Origin of the sequence: Acinetobacter sp. A2 (assembly GCF_012371325.1) — a bacterium.
Lineage (GTDB): Bacteria > Pseudomonadota > Gammaproteobacteria > Pseudomonadales > Moraxellaceae > Acinetobacter.
Map to the genome: position 1 here is coordinate 149,587 of NZ_JAAZQX010000002.1, position 19,502 is coordinate 169,088.

The 19,502-nt window shown below is 43.1% G+C and carries 18 protein-coding genes; 6 read left to right on the forward strand and 12 right to left on the reverse strand.

Features of this window, described 5'->3' with window-relative positions; all coding sequences use genetic code 11:
• Nucleotides 1-8 precede the first annotated feature (8 nt).
• Nucleotides 9-644: a ComF family protein gene (locus HHA43_RS01760; RefSeq protein ID WP_168526741.1), complete on the forward strand. Its 636-nt coding sequence runs from the start codon at nt 9-11 to the stop codon at nt 642-644.
• 57 nt (nt 645-701) lie between these two features.
• On the opposite strand, the gene HHA43_RS01765 is transcribed toward HHA43_RS01760, so the two are convergent.
• A complete protein-coding gene (locus tag HHA43_RS01765; RefSeq protein ID WP_168526739.1) occupies nt 702-1,124 on the reverse strand; it encodes an NUDIX hydrolase in 423 nt (140 codons plus the stop codon).
• A 4-nt stretch (nt 1,125-1,128) separates the two neighbouring features.
• Nucleotides 1,129-1,734, reverse strand: coding sequence for a TIGR00730 family Rossman fold protein (locus HHA43_RS01770; protein ID WP_168419483.1), 606 nt, complete (start codon nt 1,732-1,734; stop codon nt 1,129-1,131).
• 152 nt (nt 1,735-1,886) lie between these two features.
• On the opposite strand from HHA43_RS01770, the gene HHA43_RS01775 reads away from it, so the two are divergent.
• On the forward strand, nt 1,887-2,900 hold the full coding sequence (locus HHA43_RS01775; RefSeq protein ID WP_168419484.1) for a magnesium and cobalt transport protein CorA: 1,014 nt from the start codon (nt 1,887-1,889) through the stop codon (nt 2,898-2,900).
• A 181-nt stretch (nt 2,901-3,081) separates the two neighbouring features.
• Here the strand turns inward: HHA43_RS01775 and HHA43_RS01780 are convergent, their stop codons facing one another.
• The 8 genes from HHA43_RS01780 to dxs form a co-directional block, all read right to left on the reverse strand.
• On the reverse strand, nt 3,082-3,369 hold the full coding sequence (locus HHA43_RS01780; protein ID WP_168419182.1) for an STAS domain-containing protein: 288 nt from the start codon (nt 3,367-3,369) through the stop codon (nt 3,082-3,084).
• A 12-nt stretch (nt 3,370-3,381) separates the two neighbouring features.
• A complete protein-coding gene (locus HHA43_RS01785; protein ID WP_178318815.1) occupies nt 3,382-4,017 on the reverse strand; it encodes an MlaC/ttg2D family ABC transporter substrate-binding protein in 636 nt (211 codons plus the stop codon).
• Nucleotides 4,018-4,032: 15 nt separating this feature from the next.
• Nucleotides 4,033-4,704, reverse strand: coding sequence for an outer membrane lipid asymmetry maintenance protein MlaD (locus HHA43_RS01790; RefSeq protein ID WP_168419183.1), 672 nt, complete (start codon nt 4,702-4,704; stop codon nt 4,033-4,035).
• On the reverse strand, nt 4,704-5,483 hold the full coding sequence (gene mlaE / locus HHA43_RS01795; protein WP_168419184.1) for a lipid asymmetry maintenance ABC transporter permease subunit MlaE: 780 nt from the start codon (nt 5,481-5,483) through the stop codon (nt 4,704-4,706). The genes HHA43_RS01790 and mlaE overlap by 1 nt, the downstream gene beginning before the upstream one ends.
• Nucleotides 5,480-6,298 carry an ABC transporter ATP-binding protein gene (locus HHA43_RS01800; RefSeq protein ID WP_168419185.1) on the reverse strand — a complete coding sequence of 273 codons (819 nt, stop codon included), beginning with the start codon at nt 6,296-6,298 and terminating at the stop codon, nt 5,480-5,482. Before HHA43_RS01800 ends, mlaE begins: the two co-directional genes overlap by 4 nt.
• A 389-nt stretch (nt 6,299-6,687) precedes the next feature.
• Nucleotides 6,688-8,538, reverse strand: coding sequence for a DEAD/DEAH box helicase (locus tag HHA43_RS01805; protein WP_168419186.1), 1,851 nt, complete (start codon nt 8,536-8,538; stop codon nt 6,688-6,690).
• Nucleotides 8,539-9,021: 483 nt separating this feature from the next.
• The gene (locus HHA43_RS01810) at nt 9,022-9,852 is read right to left on the reverse strand and encodes an inositol monophosphatase family protein (RefSeq protein ID WP_168419187.1); all 831 of its coding nucleotides are present in this window, start codon (nt 9,850-9,852) and stop codon (nt 9,022-9,024) included.
• A 103-nt stretch (nt 9,853-9,955) separates the two neighbouring features.
• A complete protein-coding gene (gene dxs / locus HHA43_RS01815) occupies nt 9,956-11,866 on the reverse strand; it encodes a 1-deoxy-D-xylulose-5-phosphate synthase (RefSeq protein ID WP_168419188.1) in 1,911 nt (636 codons plus the stop codon).
• 307 nt (nt 11,867-12,173) lie between these two features.
• Here dxs and ribA point away from each other — a divergent pair, with 307 nt between their 5' ends.
• On the forward strand, nt 12,174-12,776 hold the full coding sequence (ribA, locus tag HHA43_RS01820) for a GTP cyclohydrolase II (protein WP_104852600.1): 603 nt from the start codon (nt 12,174-12,176) through the stop codon (nt 12,774-12,776).
• A gap of 45 nt (nt 12,777-12,821) precedes the next feature.
• On the opposite strand, the gene hemN is transcribed toward ribA, so the two are convergent.
• A complete protein-coding gene (hemN, locus tag HHA43_RS01825) occupies nt 12,822-14,195 on the reverse strand; it encodes an oxygen-independent coproporphyrinogen III oxidase (protein ID WP_168541567.1) in 1,374 nt (457 codons plus the stop codon).
• Nucleotides 14,196-14,431: 236 nt separating this feature from the next.
• Here hemN and hemF point away from each other — a divergent pair, with 236 nt between their 5' ends.
• The 3 genes from hemF (at nt 14,432) to aroE (ending at nt 16,803) form a co-directional block, all read left to right on the forward strand.
• Entirely contained in the window at nt 14,432-15,382 is a 951-nt protein-coding gene (hemF, locus tag HHA43_RS01830) for an oxygen-dependent coproporphyrinogen oxidase (protein ID WP_168541569.1), read from the forward strand.
• Nucleotides 15,383-15,665: 283 nt separating this feature from the next.
• A complete protein-coding gene (locus HHA43_RS01835) occupies nt 15,666-15,872 on the forward strand; it encodes a hypothetical protein (protein WP_096901234.1) in 207 nt (68 codons plus the stop codon).
• Nucleotides 15,873-16,014: 142 nt separating this feature from the next.
• Entirely contained in the window at nt 16,015-16,803 is a 789-nt protein-coding gene (aroE, locus tag HHA43_RS01840; RefSeq protein ID WP_168541571.1) for a shikimate dehydrogenase, read from the forward strand.
• Nucleotides 16,804-16,903: 100 nt separating this feature from the next.
• Here the strand turns inward: aroE and HHA43_RS01845 are convergent, their stop codons facing one another.
• Nucleotides 16,904-19,315: a hypothetical protein gene (locus HHA43_RS01845; RefSeq protein WP_168541573.1), complete on the reverse strand. Its 2,412-nt coding sequence runs from the start codon at nt 19,313-19,315 to the stop codon at nt 16,904-16,906.
• Nucleotides 19,316-19,502: the final 187 nt, after the last annotated feature.

A 19,502-nucleotide genomic window follows, 5' to 3' on the forward strand; every position in this document is an offset into this window, starting at 1 on the left:
ATCATGCGATGCGTCTGGATTTAACTGTATTACAACGTGGGCTTGCCTTGTTCAAGCCACTACAACGCTGTCAGTTATGTCATGTAGATGCGCCATGGCAACATGCGGTCTGTCAAATCTGTTGGCAACAACTGCCTTGGCGCAGTCAGCCTGTTCAACGACAAGAAATGCAGATTCAAGTCGCATTTGATTATCTTTATCCCATCAATCGCATGATTCAACAATTCAAATATGAACAACAGTTACAGTACCAACTGCTGTTAGCAGGTGCATTACAGCAATTGCGCTATGACAAAATTCAGGCAATTGTGCCTATGCCTATTTCCACTGCACGCTTGGCCGAACGTGGCTATAACCAATCTTTAGTGCTGGCTAAGTCTTTGGCTAAACATCTAAATGTGCCCATTTGGCAACCTGTGACTCGCTTGCAACAGCATGCACAAAAAGGCTTAAGCCGCTTAGAGCGTCTGGAAGACATTCATCAGCAATTTCAAATTCAGACTGTGCCTAAAATTCGTTATCGTCGGGTTTTAATTGTAGATGATGTGGTCACAACAGGCAGCTCAATTCACGCACTGAAACAGCAATTGCTTAATCTTGGCTGTCATAAGGTCAATGCGGCATGTGTGGCCAGTGCTGAATAAAGTACCTAGTGCTTTAACCCTCAAAGTGACGCCATTCAACAATTAAAAGACACAACCTTACAAGCATTTGCCGTGTGCGAATTGTTGCTTTAACCAAGGCATCACCACCTCACGGGTCAGAGGTGCCAGCAAAGTGTCTTGATCATCTAAATCAACCCACTTCATTTCGGCAATTTCAGCAGCAATTTGAGGTGCTTGATCAATCTGCACCCAATACACATAACTGACTAAACGGCTGTCAGGTTCATTGGCTGTTGCGGTTTCATAACGTCCAATGAATTGTTGAATTTGTGCCTGACAGCCAATTTCTTCCGCGATTTCACGCAACATGGTCGTTTCAGGTGCTTCATTGGGTTCTAATTTGCCACCCACCTGCATAAAACAATGGGTATGCCGTTTACGTACCACCAATAACTGCTGTTCAGCATTTAAAATAATCGCCGCCGCAACAGTAATGGTGTGAGGATGAGTTTTATACATGTGCTTACTTGGTCAACTCTTGTTGCAACCATTCCAGTTCAGGTACTTCCCATTTCATTTCAGGAACACGGTACTGCTCAAACTGCTGTAAAATCTGTTCAAAACAATTAGACACAATCAACGCTTCACAAAAACGTGGCTGGGTAAAACCTTTGACTGTAGTCAGTTGTAAAAATTTCAGCAAGTCATCATAAAAACCATCGACATTAAAAAAAGCACACGGTTTAAAATGAATTCCTAGCTGCGCCCAAGTCCATTGTTCAAAAATTTCTTCCAAAGTGCCTGCCCCGCCAGGTAAAGCCACAAAGGCATCTGCCAACTCTGACATTTTAATTTTTCGGGCATGCATGTTTTCTACAATATGTAATTCGGTCAAATGCGGATGCGCCAGCTCATGTTCTGCCAGACTCTCTGGAATCACACCAATGACTCGACCACCTGCCTGCAAAGCACCGTCTGCCACCACACCCATTAAGCCTGAACGTCCACCACCGTAAATCAAGGTTTTGCCCTGCAACGCCAGTGTTTCCCCCACTTTTCGTGCATTTTCAGCAAAAACAGAATCTTTTCCTGGGGCAGAGCCACAGAAAACAGCAATTGACGCAATCATTTTTTCACCATGTTATCTGGCTGTCATGCCATAAAATTAAACTTCAGGGAGATTTTTAAATAAAATAGCATTCTGAGCAGTGTATTTAGTAAGATCCTTGTCTAAAATACACCCATCCACAAAAACCCATACTGCGCGAGGAGAAAAGACGAATGCTTGAAGCCTTTTATGCCACAGAGCGCGGTAGTCTGGAAGATGCCACCATTAATGGTGGTTTCGATTTGCACCCAGATCTGGTCTGGATTGACCTAATTGCCCCTTCACAAGAAGAACAGCAATGGGTACTGGACGCATACTCACAAAATTTACCCACATTAAAGTCTTTGGAAGACATTTCATCTTCGGCCCGATTCTACCGTGATGATGACGGTATTTTACACATTAGTACCTATTTTTTAACTAAAAATAAAAACTATCAGGTCGATGGCGAAACTGAAGACAATTCTAGTATTTTAGCCACAGTACAAACGGTTGCCTTTATTCTGCATAAAGAGCACCTGTTTACCCTACGAGGTGAAAAATTAGTGGCTTTTCGTGCTTTTCGGGCACGGGCACGACGCAATGACTACGAAATTGACTACAAAGACCCGACTTGGGTCTTACTAGGCTTGCTAGAGGCTAAGTTAGACGAGCTTGCGGATATCTTGGAAGATATCCACAAGGACTTAGAAAAGTATTCCACAGAAGTCCTAAATAACCGCCATCGTGAGCAAATTTTAGACCTCGATGACATGATTACCCGACTGGCGCAATTAGAAGATATGCTTGGGAAAGCCCAACTGTGTTTGATTGATTTACGTCGTGTCCTGACCTTCTTGGCACGTCCACGTGCGTTAGGCAGTCATATTTACGATGCAGACATTCGAGAACTCAGTGAAGATGTACGCTCACTGGTCGAACACGATGCTTTCTTATTCCAAAAAGTGCGCTTCTTACTCGACACGACTTCGGGCTTCATTAACACTGAACAGAACGACACCATTCGTCGATTCTCGATTTTACCAAGCATGTTAGCGCCACCAATGCTAGTTGCCAGTGTCTACGGCATGAACACGGATGTATTACCTTTTGCCAAAGGTACCACCAGTTTTATTGTGGTCAGTGTTATTTTAATTGGTTTCTTTATTGGCCCATTGATTTACTTCAGATGGAAAAAATGGATTTGATGCCTTTTATATTTCCTCTCCTTTTAGGAGAGGGTTAGGGAGAGGTTTGCAATTTTTCTTCTCCTTTTAGCAGCGGGTTAGAGAGGTTTGCAACCACTCATAACCTCCCTTTAGTAAAGAAAGGAAATTAACGCAATAAAAAAAGCACTTTACAAGTAGGTGCTTTTTTGTGGTTTCAGTTTTAGGCGATCAGTTTTAAATCATCTTGCAAATGACACGCTTGAATGATTTTCATCATTTTTTCAGGAACAGCTTTAAACTGTAAGCCTTTGGCTTCTGGTGTCTGACGCAACCATTGCACCAAAACAGCCAAAGCCAAAGTGCTGCCTTGTTCCAGATTTGCCAAATTCACTACCAAAGGTAGTTGCTGTTGACGAATCAACTGTATGCCTTTTTGGTAATATTGCTCAGCATTACTGAAATCTATTTTTCCAGAAACGCATAATTCCTGATTTGATAATTCAATCACGCCACACCTAACCTATTTTTTCTTTTCAACCGCAGCTTCTGCATCTGGCTTAAAGGTTGCAATAGCTTTATCAATATTGCCACCATTACGCTTCACGTTTGCCGCAAACTGGTTACGGAATTGCAAACCTAGATCAATACCCGAAACGTTGATGTTACGGATTTTCCATTGACTGCCTTTATCTGCCAACTGGAATGACACAGGAATTTTTTCACCATTGTGAACAAAGTCGATGGTTACTACAGGGTTCTTGCTGTTGGTCGCCTTATAAGGACGCATGGTGTAGGTTTGGTTACTGAATTTCGCAAACGCTGTACCATAGTTCTCAATTAAGGTTTCACGGAAGTTTTTCTCAAACTGTGCACGTTGTGCCGCTGAGCTGTATTGGTTGGTTGCATAAGTCCCCATCACAATACGGGTAAATGCTTGCGCATCTACATACGGGTCAAGGTTCTGACGCACAATGGTTTTCACCAATGCTGGATTGTTCTGCAATTTAGCATGATCTGCTTTTAAACGTGTAATCAAGCTATCGGCAACTTTTTTCACAAAAGCTGGTGGCGCTTCTGCGGGTGCAGCAAATGCAGTACCTGCCAACATGGTAGAAAGCACACTTACCGCCAGAGTTTGCTTTAAAAGTGTTTTCACGGACAATCTCCTCAATTACTCAACAAATGACACTTCTGCATCTGTTGTTTCAGCTGTCGCTGTATCTGTGTCTGACGCTGCATTGGATGTTTTCGCTGCACCGCCAGTAATAAACTTACTGATTAAATCTTCTAAATCCATGGTGCCTTGGGTATTGGCAATGCTTTCGCCACGTTTCACAAAGTTCAAACCACCACCTGGAACAACTTTGAGATACTTCTCACCCAACAAACCATTGGTTGCAACCATTATGTAAGCATCTTCATCAATACTGGTGATGGATTTCATGTTACTCAACAGTTGTTGTTCCATTTCTTTTTGTTGCTCAGGACTTGCCTGTTCGTATTCAGCACTGTAACGCAATTCTTCAACTGCATAATTTTGCACTGTTTTTAATTGCTCAGCATTAAAACTGGTCAGTTTACCATCCAACTCAAATTCAACAGTGGCCAAACGTGATACAGGGTCTAAGGTGATGTCATTCACACGCCCAATGGTCACACCGCTCATGGTGACTTTAGCACGTGGTTTTAAACCATTCACATTGTCAAACGTTGCGGTCATATTATAGCTGTCACGTAAATTGGTTCCGACCAATCCACTGACTTTCATCGCCAAGAAAAACAATGCAATGCCTGTCAGAATGACAAAAACACCTACGGCCAGCTCACTAGTACGTGATTTCATTAAACACCTCCGAACATGACCGCAGTCAACACAAAATCAAAACCTAAAACACATAATGAAGAATACACCACGGTGCGCGTGGTCGACGTTGCAATGCCTTCTGAGGTCGGCACACAGGCATAGCCCTGATACACTGCAATCCAGGTACAAATTAATGCAAAAACAAAACTTTTAATAATGGTGCCATTAAAAATATCTTTATAGAATTGCACGCTGCTTTGCATGCCACCCCAGAAAGAACCTTCATCTACACCCAGAAAATCTACCCCAACCATTTTGCCGCCCATAATGCCAATCGCAGCAAAAATAATGGATAGCATTGGCAGGCTAACTATACCCGCCCATAAACGCGGCGATACAATACGCTTGAGTGGGTCTACCCCAATCATTTCCATACTGGCCAATTGTTCTGTAGCTTTCATCAGACCAATTTCAGCGGTTAAGGCAGAGCCTGCACGTCCTGCAAATAACAATGCTGCAACCACAGGGGCGAGTTCACGTAACAAGGTTAAAGACACCATGGTACCAAGCATGGCTTCCGAGCCAATATTGACCAAAATGGAGTAACCTTGTAAGCCTAAAACCAAACCAATGAATAAACCCGAGACCGCAATAATGAGTAGGGACATAACGCCTACACGGTACATCTGGTAAACAAACAGTTTTACCCCAAGCCAAGTTGGCATGGAAAATAAGATTTGCAACAACATTTGGGTGGCGACACCAATGCCACGAACACGCTCAATGACGCGTTGACCTAATGCGGCAATAGCATTCATGAACGCACCTCATCACTTAAATAAGCCCGATGGCTAAATTGATAATCGACAGGCCCTTCGGCAGCGCCTGTTAAGAACTGACGTACAAATGCCGATTCATGCTGTTGTAATTCCGCAGGTGTACCTTCGCCCTGAATCACGCCTTCAGCAATAATATAAATGTAGTCAGCAATCGACAGCGTTTCACCCACATCATGCGACACAATAATAGTGGTTAAATCCAACGCTTCACGTAAAGAACGAATTAAACGAGTCAGTACACCTTTTACAATCGGGTCTTGGCCTGCAAATGGCTCATCGTACATGATCAATTCAGGGTCTAAAGCAATCGCACGTGCTAAGGCTACACGACGGTTCATCCCACCCGATAATTCTGCAGGCATGAGTTGTTCTGTACCACGTAAACCCACAGCTTCGAGTTTTAACGCCACCAGTTCTGCAATTAAATGCTCTGGTAACTTAGTATGCGCGCGCAATGGAAATGCCACGTTTTCATACACGCTCATATCGGTAAACAATGCGCCGCTTTGGAATAACATGCCCATACGTGCCCGGGCAGCAAACAACTCCTGACGTGACATATCTGCAAGGTTTTTTCCATCCAGTAAAATATCACCATGATCGGGCGCCAGTTGACCACCAATCAAGCGTAATAATGTGGTTTTACCTGTACCAGAAGGTCCCATAATGGCCGTAATTTGCCCACGGCGAATTTTTAAACTGACATTTTCAAAAATGACACGTTTCCCTCGCTTAAAGCTCAGTTCATTGACTTCAATCAATGACGGCTCATGTTGAGGTGTTGAATTATTCATAGCTGAGGGTCTTCCTGCATTTTTTCAGCACGCATACTATAAAGGATTGAAGCATAAAATGTTATCTAGCAAATTTTTTAAAACTGTGCACGTCTTGTGCAACTATAAATATTATTGTTATCTAAATCACTTTCATTACAGCAAACACTTAAAAATAAGAGGAAATAATATAATAAATTAAATTACATAAAATCAGCGCTAAACCAATATACGGCATCATCCCCTCTCTCGTCTGCATCAGCATTCGCAAGCCATCGATGTTCATAATTCGCACAACACAATAAAAACATGACACAGTATACATTTTATTCAGACGGAAAATCATTTTTTAACATAAAAAAACCGGTGATCAACACCGGTTTTCTTTAAGCTGACGCTTCAGATAACGCTTAGTCGTTAAATTTACGACGTGGGCGATCAAAACCACCTTCGCGGCGTGGACGATCTGAATTGAACTCACGACGTGGACGATCTTCGCCACCAAATGAACGCTTAGGACGATCATCAAAAGAACGTGGTTGACGGTCACCAAAACCACCTTCACGACGTGCAGGACGATCACCAAAATCACGTTTTGGACGATCACCAAAGCCACCTTCGCGACGTGGTTTATAGTCTACGCGGTTGCCACGGTTGTCATCATTCGCATCAAAACGTGGTTTATCGTTGAAACCACCTTCGCGACGTGGACGGTCTGAATTAAATTCACGACGTGGGCGATCTTCAAATGAACGTTGTGGACGGTCACCGAAACCACCTTCACGGCGTGGACGATCTGAGTTGAACTCGCGGCGTGGACGATCTTCAAATGAACGTTGTGGACGGTCACCAAAGCCACCTTCACGGCGTGGACGATCTGAGTTGAACTCGCGACGTGGGCGATCTTCACCAAATGCAGGACGTTCACCACGTGGTTTGTCATCGAAGCTACGACGTGGACGATCATCACCACCTTCACGACGTTTAAAGTTGCTTTCGCCTTCAAAACGACGACCGCCACCAAAACCGCCACGACCACCGCGACCGCCATCACGACGACCACGACCACCGTCACGACCAGAACGTGCTGGTGGTGGAGATGGCTCTAAGCCTTCAATTTCAGAAACGCTTAAACGTGCATCCAAGAAATCTTCCAAAGCACGGATTTTGCCACGCTCACGGTAAGTTGCCAAAGTAATGGCATTACCGGTACGACCCGCACGACCTGTACGACCAATACGGTGTACATAGTCTTCATTTTTCATTGGTAAACCAAAGTTGATCACGTGAGAAATCGTTGGTACGTCTAAACCACGTGCTGCTACGTCAGTTGCAACCAAAATTTTTGCACGACCTTCACGAATGCTACGTAAACGACGGTTACGTACAGTCTGTGGCATTGCACCGTGTAGAGCAACGACAGAGTGACCTGCTTCAGCCAATTCTTCAGCCAACATGTCGGTATCTTCTTGAGTCGATGCGAATACAACCGCTTGGTCTACACCTTCATCAGACAACCAGTGTGACAATAATTTTTTCTTGTGCTCAAAGCCATCTGTCCAGTGTAAAGTCTGGGTGATGTCCATGTTGGTTGAGTGACCTGTTTCAATTGCAATACGCACAGGTTCATTCATCATACGTTCTGCAAGCGTGATAATACGGCTTGCAAAAGTAGCAGAGAACATTAGTGTTTGTTTACGGTTAGCAGCCAAGTCGCTAATGGCTTCTAGGTCTTCAGAGAAACCTAGGTCAAGCATACGGTCAGCTTCGTCTACAATTAAAGCATCAACTTTATCGAGCTTAATTTGACGACGGTTCACCAAGTCAAGTAAACGACCTGGAGTCGCTACAACCACTTGTGCACCTTTTAATTGTTGGATTTGCTTACCAAAAGGCATACCACCCATGATTGCTGCAATACGCACACCTTTCATATGACGTACAAATGCAATCGCATCTTGGCTGACTTGTTGCGCCAACTCACGTGTTGGGCAAAGTACCAAAATAGATGGCTGAGTAATGGCTTTCATGCGTTCTTTAAAAGGAACGAAAGTATCTTGGTTAGCAAGCGCGTTTAAAGTTGGGAGTAAGAACGCAGCAGTTTTACCAGAACCTGTTTGGCTAGACACCAATAAGTCTTTACCTTCAAGTGCCGCTGGAATCGATTGTTCTTGAACAGGAGTCGGCGTAGTAAAGTTCAAGCCTTCTAAAGCTTGTTGTAAAGATTCGTGTAAAGAAAAATCAGCAAAAGTTTTGCTCATAGAGATTTTCACCCTGAAAATGGGTGCTCCATTAAAATAAAGTCAGATGGACATCGGCAAAAAGCGGTACAGCAATTATCGCTGACAATGTAAGATTCAGCGGCGATCCGAGTAACGACGATGTGATATAACGCACGCATGATTACGGCTTAACCTGAAGGAATCGCTTTAGCGATTGGGGCGCGAGATATCGTCCTCTCTTTGGACCGCACGCGCATACACAATGATTAGAAGAGAAATGTTCAGGTAATGAACAGAAATTAAGTGCGTGGGCGGATTATAGCAGGATTATTTTAAAAGTCACCTTATTTAATCTACTTTTGCATTTTTTTGTGTAAACCTTGATATATCCTGCTTTTTAGCGAGTATACCCACAATCAAAATAGATCTTAAATTAGCTATTTTAGACCAGTTGATAAAAGAAAAGCCCTCAAGATAGAGAGCTTTACTCATTTTTACGACGGCGTAGATCGTGTGATCTGATTATTTAGCCGCTTCACCCCAAGCAGGTACAACGGCTTTCATAAGTGGTTTTAACATTTTCATTGAACATGCCAAAACTTGACCATTTTCCATAGAGTCGCTACCACCACGCGCATCGACCACTGTACCGCCCGCTTCTTTCACAATCAGCTCACCAGCAGCAATATCCCACGGTTTTAAGCCAAGTTCAAAATAACCATCTAAACGGCCTGCAGCCACATAAGCCAAGTCTAAAGCGGCAGAACCTGCACGGCGGTATTGCGCACCAGCTTCGGTTACATTCAATAAACTTTCAAAATGGTTTTTGGCATAAGAGATGATTTCACCATCACGCTTGGCACGATAAGCATGCCCAACGGCTAAGAAAGTGTTTTCTAGGCTGTCTTTTACATTTACACGAATACGACGCTGATTCATCATCGCACCACGGCCACGGCTCGCAGAGAACAATTCATCTTTTACAGGGTCGTAAATTACACCGTGCTGCGTTACACCTTTGTGTTGTACCGCAATAGAAATACAGAAATGAGGGAAACCGTGAACGAAGTTTAAAGTGCCATCTAAAGGATCAATTACCCAGCACCAATCGGCATCATGGCCTTTGCCTTCCTGCATGCCAAACTCTTCGCCCAGGAAGCTGTGATTTTTATAACTTTTACGCAAAGTATCAATGGTCAATTGCTCGAGGTAACGGTCTACACGCGTTACAGGACCATCAATCCCTTTTTCTTCGACTTGTAGATCGAGTTTATGACGATTCTGATGCGCTTTTAAAAGCTCTTGACCAACTGTTTGAGCCGCACGCGCAGCCATCACCACCATAGGTTCCATTGAACACCCACTACAAATTTGAAGAGATTGATAAAGAATAATGCATGAAAGCCCCAACATTTTAACAAATATTGAGGCTTTTGGGGAAGAAGTGTTGCTAAATTTAATTCAGTACAGACTGCTGCACGTGCTGCCAAGTTTTTTGCATCGATTTTTCAATGCCTTGGGCATCTAGACCTGCTTGCTGCAACATTTGAGCATGTGTTGCTTGTTGCATAAAGCTGTCTTCTAAACCTAAATGAATAATCGGCCTGACAATCTGTGCTTTCGCCAAGTATTCACTTACTGCGCTGCCTGCGCCACCCATAATTGCATGTTCTTCTACGGTCACGAATAGAGCAGTACTTTCGGCAATATCCGACAGTAGTTTTTCATCCAACGGCTTCACAAAACGCATGTTCACCACACGAACTGCGACCTCATGCTGTTTGGCAAAGGCTTCGGCTGCTTCAACAGCCGCTTGTACACGACTACCAAAGGCTAAAACAGAAACATAGTCATCATACTGAGTATTGAACTGTGCCACAATTTCCGCTTGCCCTAATGGAATTGCGGTCATTTGTTGCTGAATTTCAACACCTAGGCCATTACCACGTGGGTAACGCACTGCTGCAGGACCGTTGTATAAATAGGCTGTATGCAGCATCTGACGACATTCATTTTCGTCTTTTGGCGCCATAATGACGATATTTGGCACAGTACGCATATAGGCATAATCGTATGCCCCCGCATGCGTTGGGCCATCTTCACCAACCAAACCTGCACGGTCAATACCAAAAGTCACATCTAAATTTTGTAAGGCCACATCATGAATGAGTTGGTCATAACCACGCTGTAAGAAGGTCGAATAAATTGCGACCACGGGCTTTAAGCCTTCACAGGCCATGCCTGCAGCCAAAGTCACTGCATGCTGTTCGGCAATGGCAACATCAAAAAAACGTTCAGGAAATTGTTTGGCAAACTGTACCATGCCTGAACCTTCACACATGGCTGGCGTAATGGCCAATAAACGTGAATCCTGTTCGGCCTGATCGCATAACCACTGTCCAAACACATCGGAATATTTTGGTGCTGTAACAGGCGCAGCTTTGGCATGGATTTTAGTTATCGCGTGATATTTAATTTGATCGGCTTCTGCCGGAACAAAGCCTTTGCCTTTTTTTGTGTAAACGTGAATTAAACGTGGGCCTTTACGTTTTTTCAGGGCATTAAAAACTTGCGCCAATTGTTCAACATCATGCCCATCGAAAGGGCCGAAATAATCAAAACCGATGGCTTTAAATAAGTTGTCTGCAGCTTCGGTAGCAGCACAATGCAAACGTGAGTTGTACGTCCACTTCGGATGTGGCTGCACGTAGGCTTCACCTGTTTCACTCACATGAACGGATTCACCACGTTCCCAAATTGCAGCAAGGTGTTTGGCAAAGCCGCCTGTGCTGCATGAAATAGACATATCATTGTCATTCAGCACCACCATCATATCAGCCTGATGCGCAACTGCATCATTCATGGCTTCAAAGGCCATCCCTGCCGTCATAGCGCCATCACCAATAATTGCTACCACTTCACATGGGTTTTGCTGATAACGACGTGCCAATGCCATCCCCAAACCTGCAGAAATGGCTGTTGAGGAGTGACCAACACCAAAGGTATCGAATATAGATTCTTCACGTGCAGGAAATGCCGCCAAACCATCTTTTGCGCGAATGGTCGTGAGTTGTTCACGGCGTCCTGTCAGTGCTTTATGCGGATAAGCCTGATGACCGACATCCCAAATCAAGCGGTCTTTTGGGGTATTAAAACAATAATGCAGCGCAACGGTCAGTTCGATCACGCCTAAGTTTGCGCCAAAGTGTCCTCCACTTTGACCTGCGGCATACAAAATGAATTGACGTAACTCATCCGCCACTTGTGGAAGCTGGCTTTGCGCGAGTAAACGTAATTGCTGCGGATGATCAATCGCATCGAGCAATGGTGTTACAGGGCGTTGAGTTGGAATTTCTGTATACAGCATATGTGGCAAAGCCTTCTAAAGCCTGGCAAATCCTAAGCTAGGTCAATGGGAATTACTCGATCATATAACCGAATGGTATCACCTTCAATCAGCCACATTTCTAGCGGTGTAGTTTTGAGCAATGATTTCAGTTGGGCACACGTTGGGTGCGTAGATTATCCTGAATAATCTAACTATTTATCAACCATTATCGTGTGCTTTATACAAAAAAGAAAATCTTCTGTATAAATTCGTGTTTGCTATTCTACTAATGTCTGAGCATTACGCTATACTTTAAACAATTTATCGACTATTCACGAGTTAAACAGTGCCGATTAAGTTTGTCGCAACCTCACGATTACCGACTGCATTTGGTGAGTTCAAGATTACGGTATTTCAAGATCCTGAAACTGGCGAAGAACATGTGGCATTATCCAAAGGTTTAGACACCGCACCTAGCGAACCTGTTTTAGTACGCATCCACTCAGAATGTTTAACTGGCGATGCTTTCGCGTCTTTGAAGTGCGATTGTGGCCCGCAGTTACAAGCTACTCAGCGCCTGATTAATGATGCAGGACAAGGGGTGATTTTATATTTACGCCAAGAAGGCCGCGGCATTGGCTTGACCAATAAAATTCGTGCTTATGCCCTGCAAGATCAAGGACATGACACCGTCGATGCCAATTTGATGCTGAATTTACCTGCCGATGCACGTCGCTATGACATGTGCAGCATTATGCTAGATCATTTGCAGGTCAAGGCTGTACGCCTAATTACCAACAACCCGTTGAAAATTCAAGCATTGCAAGAACAAGGAATTACTGTAGTAGACCGCGTACCACTCACTGTGGGTTTGAATCCATTCAATGAGGAGTATTTGCAAACCAAGCATGAGCGTATGGCGCACATGTATGATAAAGGTGACTTCTAAGTCACCTTTTTTAATTAGGGATGCCGCAATTTAGAACTGATTTACTTAAATCGTCATCGAAAAAATACGGTTATTTGGCATACGGCGTTTTAAGCGCAAATCAAAGGCCATACAAATATTGCGCACAAAGGGTTTGCCTTTTTCCAAAATTTGAATGTGCTGATCTTGAATCGACAGCAATTCATCTTCTTGCATTTCTTGCAATTGCTGCAATACCTGCTCAATTTCTGCAAAGTTCAGTTCGGGATTAGCCCAAGAGGTTTCAAAGCTGCACATTAAATTCAAAATGTGCTGACGAATCACCAAATCTTCCCGATTCAACACATGCCCTTTAAACACAGGAATCTCGTTGCGTTCTAAACGTGCGTAATAATCTTCAATACTTTTTTCATTTTGGGCAAAGCTATACCAACTGTCGCTGATTGATGAAACACCTAAACCAATCATGACCTGTGTTTTAGATGCGGTATACCCCATAAAGTTACGATGCAAACTGCCATTTTTAAATGACTGGTACATACCATCACTGGCTAAAGCAAAGTGATCCATGCCAATTTCATGGTAACCATGTGCCAAGAGTCGATTTTTGCCTTCTTCATAGCACTGACGTTTTAATTCATCTTTAGGCACATCTTCATCTTTAAAACCACGTTGACCATTACCTTTAATCCAAGGCACATGTGCATAACTATAAAATGCCAAGCGGTCTGGCATTAAACGATGGGTCTGTTCAATGGTATTCAACACATCATCTAAATTCTGAAATGGCAAACCAAACACTAGATCATGCGAAATAGAATCATAGCCAATTTCACGCGCCCACTCGGTCACACGTTGCACATGCTCAAAAGGCTGCAGTCGATGAATAGCACGTTGTACTTTTTCATTGTAGTCTTGCACACCATAACTAACCCGACGAAAACCCAAATCATATAAAGCCTGTAAATGCTCACGAGTGGTGTTATTGGGATGCCCTTCAAAACTAAATTCATGTTGATCAGCCACTTCAGCTTTAGCCAAAATGCCCTGAATCAACTGCGTTAGGTGTTCCACTGAAAAGAAAGTCGGTGTACCGCCGCCCAAATGAATTTCTTTAATAATTGGTGTAGCTTTCAGCAACTGACAATACAAGTCCCATTCTTTTAATACCGCCTGGATATAAGGCTGTTCAACCTCATGCCTCTTGGTAACCCGCTTATGACAGCCACAAAACGTACATAAACTTTCACAAAATGGCAGATGAATATACAGACTGATACCTTCACTGGCATTGGATTCATCAAAAGAACGCTTCAGGGTTTGCTGCCATGCCTCTGCAGAGAATGTTTCGTCATCCCAATATGGCACGGTTGGATAACTGGTATAGCGTGGTCCAGGCACATTGTATTTTTGAATTAAAGAATTTGCCTGCTGTGTCATCCCATCTGCCTCATCCAGTGAATTAGCGCCCTGCAAAATTTGCTTTGGCCTGCAAACTATTGTGCTGAGCTTGTAAGTGGAAATCAACCTAGTCTTTTGCTCGGAATACTCTGGATAAAATGCTCTATTTACCTCATTCACAGAATAGTTTGCTAAGACAATTCAGACAAAGCGCTTAATTTTTAGAGGCTTTTATGTTTTGATGTAAGCCATTTTATTTTTATGCTGAGGTGGCCATGTCGCATCCTACTCACGCGGATATTCAGCGGGTACGTGAATTTCTTCTCGATTTACAGGCGCGAATTTGTGCGGCTTTAGAACAACAAGAACAAGCAGGTGGCGGAAACGCACAGTTTGAAATTGATGACTGGCAACGTCCTGAAGGTGGCGGTGGTCGTTCCCGTGTCTTACAAAACGGTACGGTGATTGAAAAAGGCGGGGTGATGTTCTCACACATCAACATCTCCAAACTACCAGCCTCTGCAACAGAACGCCATCCGAATATTGCAGGTGCACCTGCGCAGGCGATGGGCGTGTCATTGGTGATTCACCCGAAAAACCCGAATGTGCCAACTTCACATGCCAATGTGCGTTTATTTGTCGCTGAACCCGAAGGACAGCCGCCAATTTGGTGGTTCGGTGGTGGTTTTGACCTGACACCGTTTTATCCAAATGACGAAGATGTTTTGGCATGGCACCAAACTGCACATGATTTGTGTGCCCCTTTTGGTGAAAAGGTTTACGCAGAACATAAAAAATGGTGTGATGACTACTTTTATTTAAAGCACCGTGATGAACAACGTGGTGTCGGTGGCTTATTTTTTGATGACTTGAATCAATGGGACTTTGAAACCTGTTTTAACTATATTCAGGCTGTTGGCAATGGTTATTTGGAAGCGATTCTGCCAATTTTTAAACGTAACCGTGACAAAGCCTATACTGAAGCACAACGCGAGTTTCAGCTTTACCGTCGCGGGCGTTATGTTGAATACAATCTAGTCTATGACCGTGGCACCTTATTTGGTTTACAAACAGGTGGACGGATTGAGTCAATTTTAGTGAGTTTACCGAACTTGGCAGGCTGGTCGTATCGTCCTGAATGGGCGGAAGATTCAGCAGAGAAAAAACTCACTGACTACTATTTAAAACCTCGCGACTGGTTAAATCTCGAAGCCAGCTCACTGTAGAAAAGATCACATTCAACTTCTAAAAAAGCGATTCCTCCACGAATCGCTTTTTTGCTTACAAACTTTATCGCTTATTTTCAAATCAATAAATATGCACAGCATCAATTAACTGTCATGATGTTGCGGATGGACTTTAATAGACGATGTGACTGCGCACGCGACTCTACGATGCAACCAGACATGAATAAAAAAATTCATCATTCAAACAGACTGCATCGCAAGCTTATTCATCAAACTGTCAAAGCAACATGACAAACTGCGCCACATCTGTCAGGAGATATCCATGCTGCACACATTCACCAAACCCAAAATTATTTTATTTTGGTCTACCTTTGCCATTTTAGTTGGCTCAATTTGCATGACTTTTATCTTTGAAAGTCATCTATCAGATGGTTTGGCCATTAGCAGCAGTATTTTGGCAGGCATTGCCATGTTTGTGACTGCAGCAATTTTAGTTTTGGAAACAGTGCTCGCCATTTGTAATCCTTAACCCTTCCACGCGTTTATCTTCCAGCTAAAATTTTAGCGCTTTCACAGCAGTGATAGCCACAGGTTTTTATTCTGTGCAACGCTTCAGTCCACGCCCAATTTCACGTATATTGGTCTGCATTTCAGTATCTGGATTTTGGCACATGCGCAAACAATTTGCCGTGATTGGCAACCCAATTGAACAATCTCGCTCTCCTGAACTGCATCATGCTTTTGCAGACAAAACCGGCATTCAACTGCAATACAGCAAACGCCTTGCCCCACTGGATGGTTTTCGTGACAGCGTGCAGGACTTTTTTGCGCAAGGTGGTGTCGGTATGAATGTGACCGTGCCATTTAAAGAACAAGCCTTTGCTGAATGTGGCGTATTGACCGAGCGTGCCAAAATTGCCAAAGCTGTCAACACCCTATGGATGCAAGATGGTGTTCTACATGGCGACAATACCGATGGACAAGGCTTAGTCGATGCCATTACCGCATTGGGCTGGAACTTAAAACAAAGCGACATTCTGATTATTGGTGCAGGTGGTGCAACACGTGGCGTCATCTATCCATTGGTTCAAGCAGGTGCGAAGAAAATCGTGATTGCTAACCGTACCCTTGCTCGTGCAGAACAACTGGTTGCCGACTTACAAGCCGCTGTACCACAAGCCGAACTACAGGCCATGGCGCTAACCGATTTAACAGGTCAATTTGATTTGGCCATTAATGCAACCTCTGCCAGTTTAACTGGGGATGCCTTGGTACTGCCTGAAAGTTTGAAATTTAACTCTGCCTATGAAATGGCATACGGCAAAGCATCTAGCTTTTTAGAACAAGCCAAAGCCCGTGGCGTACCCACTTCGGAAGGTTTTGGTATGTTGGTTGGTCAAGCCATTGAATCTTTTTACATTTGGAATGGGGTGAAACCTGAGTTAAAAGATTTCCTCTAAATCATCATTCAAGAAAATAGCCCGTTAGCATCAGCAAAAGGGCTATTTTTTGAACTGGACAATCTTGTTTAACCATGACTGCCCATTTTTTATGCTCGGTTTATTTCACATATTTCTGCATATCTTCATATGCATCCATATAAATTTCATAATCAATCATTTCAGCCTGTTCTAAGCTCAGAGGCTGAATTGAACGCTGACTCATTTTACCTTTTTGATGATCAATATAAGTTTGACCTAAAATCTGTGCCGTTTTCTTTAAATTGGCGAGATCCGGCGTATCCCAAGTATAGGCAGCTTGATACAACTTTTGATATTGCTGCGCAAACATCTGTTGTGGCTGTTTATATTGTTGTTTGAGCTTACGCCATTCCAATGCTACTTTATTTTCATCGACGGCATCTTCAGTCAAATTATTAAGATGACGACCAATGGCGTTATTAAATTGTACATCTTCCTGCAAATGATGCTTAGCTTGCAGGGCTTCAATCCGTTTGAGTGCTGCACCTTGCGGGTCATAGTAGCGCTCGTCACTAAACCAATAGGCATAGACTTCTGCCATTTCCTGCAAAGTTTGCGGACTTAAGTTTTTCACCCACTCACGCTGCTCTGCTGCCATGTGCACTAAAAATAAAGTCTGATAAGTTTCACTAAATGAACCTTTTTGTTGATAGGTCTTTTCAGCCAATTGCTTTAATTCATCGGTATAACTGAGTGTAGCTGTGATGGCTGCCTGCTCACTGGCTGCCGTATCCTGTTCCAGACTACGACCTAAATTTTTCACCCATTTTTCTAAAATAGAATCTTTACTGACTTCTTGAATAGACTTTGCCTGACGCAATGCTGCACGGTCTATCTTATTAGCATTTCCATAATTGGAAATCTGCACATCATTACGCACATGAATAGTGCCATAATTTTCACGCTCAAATTGCAGGGCATAATCCACTTTTGCGGCACGCCCCTGATCATCTAAAGCCACATCAATTTGAATGGGTGTTTTTTTACGTGCATCAGTCGTGTTCATAATCTGCTGAATTTCAGCCTGATGTTTTTGCCACAACGCTGCAAAAGCTGCTGCATCAACCAATTGTTCAGAACGGTAGGGTTTAAAAAGTTCAGCCAGTTTTTCTTGCGGGGTATTAAAATGCGCCTCAAATACCGATTCTGCCTGTGCAGCACGGCTTTCGGTAAAGGCTTTTAATTCATAAGCATACGCACAATAGGTCAAATCACCCACTTTGGCTGTTTTGGCTGTTTCAATAAGATGCTCACAATCTTGCTCACTTAATATGTTTTCTTCTAATGCAGCTGCATTTATCGCCTCTTTGGCTGCCTGAGTTGCTGCATCATAAGCCTCTGAGGATGCTGCTTCTGTCACCACTGTTGAATCAGCAGCCTCATCTTCCTGATTTGATTCAGTCTCATAAAACTTCTGGCTGACCAAATTACGCAAGGCGACCGCTGCTTGATACGCTACGAAGCCTTCTTGGCTCATGCCATAATCTTCAGCCGTTTCATTTTGTTTTAAATATTCTTCAGGACTCAACTCTTTGGCAGGTGCATCTTGAGCATGCTCAGACGATGCATTAGCTGCCACTTGCTCCGTAGCATCTTCTGTTGCTGCTGCCTGCCCTAACACGGTCTGCTGTAAATACGGCGCATTGACATGATCAAACATCGACAACTGCAGCATCATGTCTTCTAAGCTGCTGCTATAGCGGATTTTTTCACTGAATTTCTGTTGGCGCTCTGCCGTAGTTAAATTCACTTTTTGAATTTGTTGGGAACCTGCCAAAACATAAGGCACTGCGTTTAATGCTTTTAAATACGCTGCAAATTCCTTTACCTTCACCCGTTCAATGTCTGACTTATATTTAGAAAAGTCGACATAGGCAAAGTCATTTTGGCTGTCTTTATTGACCAGATACGGCAGCAATGAAAAATAATTGGTATAAAACTTGTACTCATTAAAATCAATCACCATCGGTACTTTCATTTGTACCAACAGCGTCGGTTTTTCATAACGGGCTGCCACATTTAAGGCTGCTATTTTTTGGCGATAATGTACCGATCCGTCATAGTCAAACTGTGTATCGTTCAGCACATTTAACATAAAATCAAAGGGATTAGATTTTCCTGCAACACCCAAAACATCAGATGCGCTGCGCTGCTCCTTTGCCATAGCCGCATATAAATTTTGCTTTTCTTGGGTACTTAAACGAATTTTTTGCTGTTTTAAATGTTGATCTACCTGCTTTTTGAGCGCTGGGTCTAATTCAGCAGGCTGTGTAGTCACTGTTTTAGAGGGGCTATCCTGTTGTTTGGCTTGCACGCGCAATTGACCTTGAAAGTCATAACTTGGCGTTTCAAAAATGGCATTTAAGCCAGTCACAGCTTTTTGTTCTAAGGTCACCGCCTGATTGGAATTGGTCTTTATGACATGCTGCGAACAACCTGTTGCCGCTAAACTAAAAAGACATAAAGATAAATATTTTAATTGTACCTTCATTGGTAAACACCTTATATTCATTATAGATTGGTCTATTCAAACGCACAGATTATGATACATTCTAACATAGTGTTCTATTCATATTTTTAGGTTGAAAAATTTTCATAATTCGCATTTCTGACATTTTTATTCGCTATTCTTATCAATGTATTTTGACCATGAGTGTGAATAATCAACATATCGATAC